This is a genomic window from Segatella copri (assembly GCF_009494835.1).
GTDB lineage: Bacteria > Bacteroidota > Bacteroidia > Bacteroidales > Bacteroidaceae > Prevotella > Prevotella copri_F.
Genome location: NZ_VZBE01000013.1, coordinates 224,287 through 232,053 on the forward strand (window position 1 = coordinate 224,287; position 7,767 = coordinate 232,053).

Consider the following 7,767-nt stretch of genomic DNA (forward strand, 5'->3'; position numbering starts at 1 on the left):
ACATGAAAAGATTTCCAGTTTTTATTGCAACTGTCATGATGGTTTCAGCAATGCAAGCTGCAGATAAACTCGACCTGAAGGCTATTACCTCCGGCGAGTTTGCTGCCTCTTATGTTACCGGTATTAACCCTATTGATGGCACCGATTTGTACGCTTCTATCAGCAATGATGGCAAGCAGGTTATCAGTTATTCGTTCAAGACGGGCAAGCAGATGAGCATCCTCTTCGATGTGAACGCAGTCAAGGCTCCTTTCGAACAGATTGAAGGTTATGTAATCAGTCCTGATGGTAAGAAATTGCTTATCATGACCCATTGCGAGGCTATTTACCGCCGCTCCTTCAAGGCTGAATATTTCGTATATGATATTGCCAAGAAGAGTTTGAAGAAACTCTCTCAGGGCGTTAACCAGCAGGTGGCTACCTGGTCGCCTGATTCACGCCACATCGCCTTCGTAAAGGATAACAATCTCTTTGTTACCGATGGAGACAAGGAAACCCAGATTACCCGCGACGGTAAGTTCAATGAGGTAATCAATGGTATTCCTGATTGGGTTTACGAAGAGGAGTTCAGCTTCAACCGCGCCTTTGCATGGAATGCGGATGGAACTGCCATCGGATGGATACGCTTCGACGAATCGCACGTAAAGACTTATTCTCTGCAGATGTTCGAAGGTTCTCATCCTACCCATAGCGAGTATCACGACTATCCGGGAGAGTATTCCTATAAATATCCTAAGGCAGGACAGGATAACTCTAAGGTGAGCCTCTGGAGCTATGATATGAAGAACGGCAAGACCGTGGCGCTCGATGTGCCTGTAGATTCCGACGGCTATTATCCACGCGTCAAGACATCGCCAGATGCCAACAGTCTGATTGTCTATACGATGAACCGCCATCAGGACGACATGCGCCTCTATGCAGTCAATCCTTTCACCGGCAAGAGCAGGATGCTCATCAAGGAGAGTGTGCCTAAGTTTGTAAAGGAAGAGGTGATTGAAAACAGCATCGTGGGCAAGAAGAACATCCTGCTGCCTAGCGACCGCGACGGCTTCATGCATCTCTATCTCTATGATATGAACGGCAAGCTCCTGCGCCAGGTAGAGAAGGGCAACTATGATGTTACCTCTATCTACGGAATGGATGAGAAGACGGGCGATGTTTATTTCCAGGCTGCCAAGCTCAATGCGCACGACCGCCAGGTTTACGTGGCTCATAAGAACGGAAAGGTGGAGCGCCTTACCGATGCGGCTGGTTCCAACTCGGCTTACTTCTCGGGCGATTACCGCTATTTCGTCAATACCTGGAGCAGCTACAGCCATCCTTATGTCTTCACCGTACGCAGCAACAAGGGCAAGCTTATCAAGACATTGGAAGACAACAAGCAGCTGCTCGAAAAGACCCGGAAGTATAATTGGGGCAAGCGCGAGACTTTCTCTTTCACCACTTCCGAAGGTGTGAAACTGGACGGCTGGATGGTGAAGCCTGTAGATTTCGACGCCAGCAAGAAGTATCCTGTCATCCTCTTCCAGTATTCCGGTCCGGGCAACCAGCAGGTGCTCGATTCATGGAGCACGGGCAGTATGGGCAATGGCGGTGCTTTCGATTATTATCTTGCACAGGAAGGATTCATCATTGCCTGCGTAGATGGTCGTGGAACAGGCGGTAGAGGAGCTGAGTTTGAGAAGTCTACCTATCTCCGTCTGGGCGATTTAGAGTCGAAAGATCAGGTTGAGACTGCTCTCTACATGGGTTCTCTGCCTTATGTAGACAAGGATAATATTGGCATTTGGGGCTGGAGCTATGGTGGTTTCAATACGCTGATGAGTATGAGCGAGGGCCGTCCTGTGTTCAAGGCAGGTGTGGCTGTGGCTCCTCCTACCTGCTACCGCTTCTATGATTCGGTTTATACTGAGCGCTACATGCGCACTCCTAAGGAGAACGAAGAGGGTTACAAGGTGAACCCTATCGAGCGTGTAAAGCAGCAGCATGGTGCGTTGCTTATCTGTCACGGATTGGCAGATGACAATGTGCATCCGCAGAATACCTTCGAATATGCTGAGGCATTGGTTCAGGCAGACAAGGACTTCAAGACCCTGTGGTACACAAACCGTAATCATGGCATTTCGGGTGGCAATACCCGCAACCATCTGCTTCGCCAGATAGCAAACTGGTTCAAGCAGAATTTGAAGTAGAAAATGATATGATATAAAAAAGTGAAGCCATTCCCGGCTGAAAGGGAATGGCTTCTTCATTTAATGTTTTCCTTTTTACTTTGCGGAGTAAGGGTCTATTTGAAATTCTTATTCAGTTTTAGCGCCTTTTCTGCGCTTTTCTTTCTTGGCTTTTTTAGCCTTCTTCACTTTTACCTCTTCAACCTCTTCATCGTTTGGCTGAACAGATGAAAAATGAAAATCTGTAGAGTTGATGGTCTTCACCTGATAAGGGCTAGGCGCATCGTTCATCTGCTGTCCGTTCTTTGCCTTCTTAGCCTTTGGCTTCTGAATGTATCTTGCATAGAGCTTGTTCCATTTCTTTTCAGCCTTCTTCTGGTTGAAGTCAAACATCACGATACACGTGCGGTTGCCGGCACCTTGCTGCTCCAGATAGTCGCGCAACTGGTATGAATAGTTCTCGCGGCTAACCAGAAACTTGTTCTTGCGGGTGAAATAGGCAGAATCAACCTTCTGAACGTCTGTGAAATAGACTGTAGAGTCATTAAACGACGAGGCAAATCCAAAGATGTATGCAGTCTTAACTTCGTTCTTGGCTGATGCAGAGAGCGAGCTGAAACATGCTAATGCAATAGATGCTAATGCAATTTTTGTAATTTTCATTTCTTTTTCTGTCTTATATTGTTTTGTGCTGTCTGCCCCATCAGTCATGCAGGATCTTTCCTTATCCCAGATAGGACTTCAGCAGTTTATCTGTCGTTTTGTTCCGGAGTCGCCTGATCGTTTTTTCCTTGATCTGACGTACTCTTTCCCTGGTGAGATGATACTTGGTTCCGATTTCTTCGAGCGTCAGTTCAGGTGTTCCTATGCCATAGAAGGCAGCAATGATTTTCTGGTCTTTGTCCGGCAGCGTGCCGAGCAGTCTTTCAATTTCTGCTCTCAGCGACTCTGCCAGCAGTTCATTGTCGGTCGGATCATCCGAATTGGCCATCAGGTCGAGCATGCTGCCATCTTCATCATCAGAAAAAGGCGCATCCACGCTCAAGTGGCGACTTGTCGATGTAGCCTTCATGGCGTCCTCTATCTTGTCTTCCGGCAAGTCTATGCGGTCAGCTATTTCATCTACACTCGGTTTGCGTTCAAATTCCTGTTCGAACTTACTCATCTCTCTGTTAATCTTGTTAACGCTTCCCACCTGGTTGAGCGGAAGGCGCACAAGTCTGCTCTGCTCGGCTATGGCCTGCAGAATGCTCTGGCGAATCCACCATACGGCGTAAGAGATAAACTTAAAGCCTCGGGTTTCATCAAACTTCTGTGCGGCTTTGATAAGCCCCACATTTCCTTCGTTGATAAGATCAGACAAGCTGAGCCCTTGGTTCTGGTACTGTTTGGCAACAGACACCACGAAACGGAGATTGGCTTTTGTTAATCTCTCCAATGCCCTACGGTCACCTTTTCTTATACGCTGAGCGAGCTCCACCTCTTCATCTGTAGAGAGCAGCTCCTCATGAGCAATATCTTGAAGATATTTTTCCAACGATGCGCTTGCGCGATTCGTAATTGACTGAGTAATTTTTAATTGTCTCATGCTGGCATCAAATTTTAAGTAGTTGCAAAAATACACTTTTTTGTTTAAATACCAAAAAAAATAGTAGATATTTTTTAGAAATACCTACTATTTTATTGTTTTTTGTCTGTTTCTTGAGTTTTTTGGCAGCAAAAATGCCTTTTCACTACTCAATCATGAGACGTTTCTCTTCAAACGCTTACTCTTAGTCTTTCTGCAGTGGAACAGCGAAGTAAGCCTTCTTGCCTGTTGGCCATATACCCTGGATGTAGAGCACTGGGTCCTTGCTGGTAGAAGCACTCTTTACAGCCTTCTGCAGGTCATCAATCGTATTGATGTTGTTGTCGTTGATGCGCTGGATGATGAAACCGCGTGAAATGCCACCATCCTTCAGGGCGCCGCTGTTCACCTTCATTACCTCTACACCATACTTGATGTTGAGCTGATTCTTCTGGCTCTCAGTAATAGGGCGGAAGCTGCCACCGAGCACGTCGAGGTCGGCACTCTTGATAACCGAAGTATTACCCTGGGCATTCTTCAGCGTGATGGTCTTGGTGCTTGCCTTCTTGTTGCGCAGGTAAGTGATGCTCATCTTGTCGCCAGGGCGCTTGCCGTTCAGAATTTCCTGCAGCTCAGCCATCTTGGTCACCTTCTTGCCGTCAACCTTGGTAATCACGTCACCTTCCTTCAGTCCTGCCTCGGCACCGTTGCCGTCTTCATCAACCTTGGCAATGTAAACACCCTCGTTGGTTCCCAGGTTCACTTCCTTGCCGTTCTCCTTCTGTGCGTTGATATAGTTCAGCACATCGCTTCCCTGTATGCTCAGCATCACGCGCTGTACGCTGCCGTATTTCTTCAGGTCGTCTACCACCTTGTTCATGATAGAGGTAGGGATGGCGAAACCGTAGCCGGAGTAAGAACCGGTCTGTGAATAGAGCATGGCGTTGATGCCTACCAGTTCGCCCTGGGTGTTGACGAGTGCACCGCCCGAGTTACCTGCGTTGATGGCAGCATCGGTCTGTATGAAGCTCTCTACACCGTTGGCACCGAGCGAACGTGCCTTGGCTGAGATAATGCCGGCTGTAACCGTATTGTTCAGTCCGAATGGGTTGCCCACTGCGATGACCCATTCACCCACCTTCACCTTGTCGCTGTCGGCGATAGGCAGGGTAGGCAGGTTCTTGCCGTCTACCTTGATGAGGGCGAGGTCGGTAGTCTTGTCGGTTCCGATGATGCGAGCCGAGAATTCGCGGTTGTCGTTCAGTGTTACGGTCAGCTCGTCAGCACCTTCTACCACGTGGTTGTTGGTAACGATGTAACCGTCCTGACTGATGATGACGCCCGAACCGGTAGCCTCTCTCTTCGGAGTCTGCACTTTCTGCTTGCGTGTGCCTCCGTTGCCCTGTCCCGGGTTGCCGAAGAAGCCGAACGGGTCGAAGAATCCTCCGAATGGGTCGTCCTGCACATCTACCGTCTTCACCTTCGAGTTCTGTACGTATTTGATATGTACTACAGCAGGCAGCGCCTTCTCGGCAGCATAGGTTAAGTCTACAGGCTGACCTGCTGGCGCAGCGGTAACTGCAGGTGAAGCATTTACTTTCATGAAAGCACCGGCTGAAAATGCGAGCGAACCAACGCAGAGCACAGCCACAACATAATTACTTAATTTTTTCATGTTTCTTATTTTTTTATTGTTTACTTTTCTTTTCCTTGGAACTGCAGCAGCTAATATCATGCCAAAAGTCAGCTTGTCATGCACCGCTCTGTTTTCCGGTTGCAAATATAGGGTCATTTTTTGAGATACGCTTCATTCTCAGCATAAATTTATTCCGTTTTAACATTTCAAATTAACACTTTAACGGCTATTAAACAAGAAATGCCCTAAATTCACAAATATTTGAATGTAAGCATGAAAATCTTAGTTTTGTATACGAAACTATCTTTTATTAATCATTGAATATCTGTTAAAAGGTAGCGGCTTGGAAACTCGGTTTAACCGGGGGAAAAGAGTGAAAATAGCCTTGCGAATAACTAATGATGCATAAAAAAGTGAGGAATCGTGCGATAGTATCAAAAGTTTTTTGTACTTTTGCATGTCGAAAGCAGTGCTCCGGTCTGTCGCTGGCATCTTTCAGGTGCGAGAGGAAAGTCCGGGCAGCATAGAGCATCCCACTTCCGAAACTAGAAGCTATTGGTGACAGTAGGTGTCGGTAGAAGAAAATAACCGCTTTCACTTATCCCGTTTGTCCAGTCTGGGGTGGTGAGAGTAAGGGTGAGAAGGTGGTGTAAGAGACCACCAGCTGGCGGGTGATCGTCAGGCTGTGCCATCTGGGAGCTGTAAGCTCATGTATACCGCAGATTGAGGGCGGCTCGTCCGATTGCCTTAGGGCTGCTGTGGAGGGTAGAGTGCTTGAGCCCAAGGGTGACTTTGGGACTAGATAAATGACAGACGTTCTTATATCTGGTATGAACACAGCATAACAGCATATCTGATATAGAAACACAGAACTCGGCTTACAGGGGCACTGCTTTTCTTTTTTTTTCAGCATCGCAGCCTTTATATATAATAAGGTATAAGATGCATTCATTTTTAAACGATTTTAAAAACTAGCAAGATTATGAAACTCAGAGAACCGGAAAAGCAGATATTAGATGATTTCGAACATAAGGTTACGGGCAAGATAGCGAAATATGGCAATGAACCCGATTTCCCAAAGTTTGAGAACTACGGCATTACCCGCATGGAGCTGGATGATTATCTTTTTGATAAGCAGTCGATACTCGACATGGGCGGTTCCAAGCGCAGCCAGCTCACCATCGGCGGTTTCATCACCGTCCTCCCCGTACTGGTGCTGTCCTGTTTCCCGGATCAGTCACCCGTCTACGACAACGGCAAGATGCTCGCCACGGTCATAGCCGTCATCATCGGTCTGCTGCTGGCGTGTTTTGTCAAGGCACTTCTCCAGATGATCATCGCCTATCGCGTGAACCATCATAAGGAGCCTAAGATGGAGACCTTCATCAAGGCAGTCCTCTTCTACGAGAAGCGGTCGTAACTGTAAACTATAAATAATAAACTATAAACTATAAGTAGTATGACATTACCAGACTTTATGGACTATAAGGACAAGTTCACCCAGCGTGCATTTGTCGAGAAGATTTCGCATGTTGCCAAACGTGCCGGTGCCAAGATGGTTTATACAGCGCTCATTCTCTATTATACGTTAGAGAGTGACAAGGTTTCGCTGAAGGACAAGGCTCTGATTGTAGGAGCCTTGGGTTATCTCATCAGTCCGCTCGATGTGATTCCAGACGCCATACCTATTGCCGGTTTGGGCGATGACCTGGCCGTATTGCTGTTTGTGCTCAAGAAAGTTTGGGGTGAGGTTTCAGAAGATGTAAAGTCAAAGGCTCAGGACAAGTTGAAGAAGTGGTTTGATGAAGATGAGATTCCATCAGCCGATGATCTCTTCAAGGATTCAGCCACCGATACACCGGTCTGATTTTTCTCTAGGGGCAAGGCATAAGAAAATGAAAATGACCGGAAATGACCATGACCGGAAATGACCGGCTACCCCCTCTCGCCCTGAAGGGGCAGAAGCTCCTAGCCCAGGGTAGCACCCTGGGTAAATACGGACGCAAACAAGTCGCCCTGTAAGGGCAAAAGCTTTGAAATTGAAGGCTTTTGCCCTTACAGGGCGACTTTGTTGTATCTATTTAAAAACCCAGGGCGCTGCCCTGGGCTAGGAGCTTTTGGGCTTTCAGCCCGTCTTCGGCTACCATTATTTAGACTTATGACACATTCTTTTGTTTTTATCCCATGCAGCTCGTTACTCCGAGCGTAGTAGCGATAGCGGTCAGTATGCTGATGGCTATCTGCAGAATTGTTTTCCAAGTGTTCGCTTTCATTTTTTTTGAATGTTGAATGGTTTTTTGAATGTTGAATGTTGAGTGTTGAATGTTGAATTTTTTGGGGGCGGATAGGCTGGGCTAGGGGCTAGCACCCTAGCCAGTCTATCCTTGGGCTAT

The 7,767-nt window shown here is 47.2% G+C and carries 7 protein-coding genes and 1 other RNA gene; 4 read left to right on the top strand and 4 right to left on the bottom strand.

What is annotated here, in order from left to right; translation table 11 throughout:
* Positions 1 to 2: 2 nt before the first annotated feature.
* Entirely contained in the window at positions 3 to 2,192 is a 2,190-nt protein-coding gene (locus F7D47_RS03020; RefSeq protein ID WP_153086290.1) for a S9 family peptidase, read from the top strand.
* A 108-nt stretch (positions 2,193 to 2,300) separates the two neighbouring features.
* Here F7D47_RS03020 and F7D47_RS14690 read toward each other — a convergent pair whose 3' ends face one another.
* The 3 genes from F7D47_RS14690 to F7D47_RS03035 form a co-directional block, all read right to left on the bottom strand.
* Positions 2,301 to 2,834 (bottom strand): hypothetical protein, encoded by a 534-nt coding sequence (locus F7D47_RS14690; protein WP_194252634.1) that lies wholly within the window; start codon positions 2,832 to 2,834, stop codon positions 2,301 to 2,303.
* 61 nt (positions 2,835 to 2,895) lie between these two features.
* Positions 2,896 to 3,759 carry a sigma-70 family RNA polymerase sigma factor gene (locus F7D47_RS03030; RefSeq protein ID WP_022122021.1) on the bottom strand — a complete coding sequence of 288 codons (864 nt, stop codon included), beginning with the start codon at positions 3,757 to 3,759 and terminating at the stop codon, positions 2,896 to 2,898.
* Positions 3,760 to 3,943: 184 nt separating this feature from the next.
* Entirely contained in the window at positions 3,944 to 5,413 is a 1,470-nt protein-coding gene (locus F7D47_RS03035) for a Do family serine endopeptidase (protein ID WP_153081168.1), read from the bottom strand.
* A gap of 427 nt (positions 5,414 to 5,840) precedes the next feature.
* On the opposite strand from F7D47_RS03035, the gene rnpB reads away from it, so the two are divergent.
* From rnpB to F7D47_RS03050, 3 genes are all read left to right on the top strand, one after another.
* An RNA gene (gene rnpB, locus F7D47_RS03040) (RNase P RNA component class A) lies at positions 5,841 to 6,271 on the top strand.
* An 85-nt stretch (positions 6,272 to 6,356) separates the two neighbouring features.
* The gene (locus F7D47_RS03045) at positions 6,357 to 6,794 is read left to right on the top strand and encodes a hypothetical protein (RefSeq protein WP_022122018.1); all 438 of its coding nucleotides are present in this window, start codon (positions 6,357 to 6,359) and stop codon (positions 6,792 to 6,794) included.
* A gap of 39 nt (positions 6,795 to 6,833) precedes the next feature.
* Positions 6,834 to 7,241, top strand: a complete 408-nt coding sequence (locus F7D47_RS03050) for a YkvA family protein (RefSeq protein WP_117692348.1) — start codon at positions 6,834 to 6,836, stop codon at positions 7,239 to 7,241.
* A gap of 310 nt (positions 7,242 to 7,551) precedes the next feature.
* Here F7D47_RS03050 and F7D47_RS03055 read toward each other — a convergent pair whose 3' ends face one another.
* On the bottom strand, positions 7,552 to 7,647 hold the full coding sequence (locus F7D47_RS03055; RefSeq protein ID WP_153072405.1) for a smalltalk protein: 96 nt from the start codon (positions 7,645 to 7,647) through the stop codon (positions 7,552 to 7,554).
* Positions 7,648 to 7,767: the final 120 nt, after the last annotated feature.

Excerpts from the sequence above, each read along its gene's own strand:
- F7D47_RS03020 (WP_153086290.1), top strand. The coding sequence starts at position 3 with ATGAAAAGATTTCCAGTTTTTATTGCAACTGTCATGATGGTTTCAGCA.
- F7D47_RS03050 (WP_117692348.1), top strand. The coding sequence starts at position 6,834 with ATGACATTACCAGACTTTATGGACTATAAGGACAAGTTCACCCAGCGT.
- F7D47_RS03030 (WP_022122021.1), bottom strand. The coding sequence starts at position 3,759 with ATGAGACAATTAAAAATTACTCAGTCAATTACGAATCGCGCAAGCGCA.
- F7D47_RS14690 (WP_194252634.1), bottom strand. The coding sequence starts at position 2,834 with ATGAAAATTACAAAAATTGCATTAGCATCTATTGCATTAGCATGTTTC.
- F7D47_RS03045 (WP_022122018.1), top strand. The coding sequence starts at position 6,357 with ATGAAACTCAGAGAACCGGAAAAGCAGATATTAGATGATTTCGAACAT.
- F7D47_RS03035 (WP_153081168.1), bottom strand. The coding sequence starts at position 5,413 with ATGAAAAAATTAAGTAATTATGTTGTGGCTGTGCTCTGCGTTGGTTCG.
- F7D47_RS03055 (WP_153072405.1), bottom strand. The coding sequence starts at position 7,647 with ATGAAAGCGAACACTTGGAAAACAATTCTGCAGATAGCCATCAGCATA.